We start from the raw sequence: 1,671 nt of genomic DNA, 5'->3' as shown, positions 1-1,671 counted from the left end.
CGGGATCAGCACCAGCAGCAGGTATTGCGCGGCGCCGCCCAGGCGCTCGGCGGTCGGCAGCGGCGCGCGTCCGACGTCGGGATCGATCGCGATCGCCAGGGTGGCCACCGCGGCCAGCAGCAGGCCGTGGCCGACGCCGTAGCCGATGCTGGCCAGCACCACCGGATGGACCAGCGCCAGCATCAGCATCATGTTGCCCACGCTGAAGTGCCACATCATGGCGCAGGCCCAGGCCACGTCCAGCCAGTAGGCGGCCAGGCCCGGCACGAGCGGACGCTCGCGAGCGTCGACCACATCAGCACGCCGGCCCAGGCGATGTAGACCAGCATCGTGAGGCCCGCGTCCAGGTCGATCGCCGGCTTGCTGGAGATCAGCAGCATGCTGCACATCAGCGCCGTGACCACCCGCAAGCCCGCGGAGAAGCGGCGCATTTCCGCCGACGGTCCGGCGACCGGCCGGGACGCACCCGGGGCAGCGGCCGGCGCCCCGGCGGCGGGAGGCGGCGTGTCCGTGCCTCCCATGCCGCGGGCGCCGGAGGGCCCGGCGATCCCGGCCGTTCCGGCCGGGTCCAACGACTCGCGCATCATTGTTGTGATCCTCGGGCACTGCCGTGGTGGGCGGCGTGCCTGGAGGCAAGTCTGACATCGCTCGCGTACGCCGTACCCCCCGGGAACAGGGGCCCGGCGGGCGCGATCCGTCAAGGATGCGACGTTTTTCCGCGTGGCGACGGGCGTTGCGGCCGATCGCGATGCCGGTGCGAGCGAGTCGCCGCGCCGGCCGCCAAGGCTGCGACAATCCGCGCCATTCCCGATGGCCGACGGCCGGCGCCTGGCGCCGGTCCCCGTCGCCGCAAGACCCGACCCGACCCGACAAGACAAGGACATCGCCATGAGCGAGAACCCCGTGCTGCCGCTGAACGACCAGAACCTCATCTGGATCGACCTGGAGATGACCGGCCTGTTTCCGGACAAGGACCGCATCATCGAGATCGCCGTGGTGGTCACCGACGCGCAGCTGACGGTGCGCGTCGAGGGCCCGGTCTTCGCCATCCACCAGTCCGACGCCACGCTGGACGGCATGGACGCCTGGAACAAGGGTACGCACGGCAAGAGCGGCCTGATCGACCGCGTCAAGGCGTCGACGATCGCCGAGGCCGATGCCGAGCAGCAGGTCATCGATTTCCTGAAGGCCTACGTGCCGGCCGGCAAGTCGCCGATGTGCGGCAACTCGATCTGCCAGGACCGCCGCTTCCTGGCCAACTACATGCCCAAGCTGGAAGACTTCTTCCACTACCGCAACCTCGACGTGTCCACGCTCAAGGAGCTGGCGCGCCGCTGGAAGCCGTCCGCGATGGAAGGCTTCAAGAAGGCCCAGAAGCACACCGCGCTGGCCGACATCCACGAATCCATCGACGAACTGATCCATTACCGTGAGCAGTTCCTGAAGCTGGACTGAGCGCCGCGACCGGCACTTCGACGCCCCGATGAGGAACGCGCCCGCGCGCGGCTGAGGCTCCGATGGACATCCCGCTCCGCCCCCAGGACCTGTGGGCGGCTTTCGACTTTCCGCGCCATCCGCTGGCACGCGAGGACGGCGAGCGCCTGCGCGGCGCCTTCCTCGTGCCGCCGGCGCAGCGGCTGATCGCGCACGACGCCGAGCGGCTGCGCGCCG

Annotated in this window: 3 protein-coding genes; 1 reads left to right on the top strand and 2 read right to left on the bottom strand. The window is 70.3% G+C overall.

Annotated elements, in window-relative coordinates; genetic code table 11:
• Positions 1-267: hypothetical protein (locus FUT87_RS26690; protein WP_147242936.1), on the bottom strand; the 267-nt coding region annotated here is incomplete at its 3' end.
• Complete coding sequence (locus FUT87_RS26685; RefSeq protein WP_147242935.1) at positions 216-431, bottom strand: hypothetical protein; 216 nt, start codon at positions 429-431, stop codon at positions 216-218. The genes FUT87_RS26685 and FUT87_RS26690, both read right to left, overlap by 52 nt.
• Before the next feature lie 457 nt (positions 432-888).
• Here FUT87_RS26685 and orn point away from each other — a divergent pair, with 457 nt between their 5' ends.
• Positions 889-1,455, top strand: a complete 567-nt coding sequence (orn, locus tag FUT87_RS26680; RefSeq protein ID WP_091733105.1) for an oligoribonuclease — start codon at positions 889-891, stop codon at positions 1,453-1,455.
• Positions 1,456-1,671: the final 216 nt, after the last annotated feature.

The organism is Mitsuaria sp. TWR114, from assembly GCF_007997345.1.
The sequence above is the reverse complement of the archived record's forward strand: the minus strand, read 5'-3'. Positions and strand labels throughout refer to the sequence as shown.

Coding starts and splice junctions, on each gene's coding strand:
- FUT87_RS26685 (WP_147242935.1), bottom strand. CDS start 431: ATGCGCCGCTTCTCCGCGGGCTTGCGGGTGGTCACGGCGCTGATGTGC.
- orn (WP_091733105.1), top strand. CDS start 889: ATGAGCGAGAACCCCGTGCTGCCGCTGAACGACCAGAACCTCATCTGG.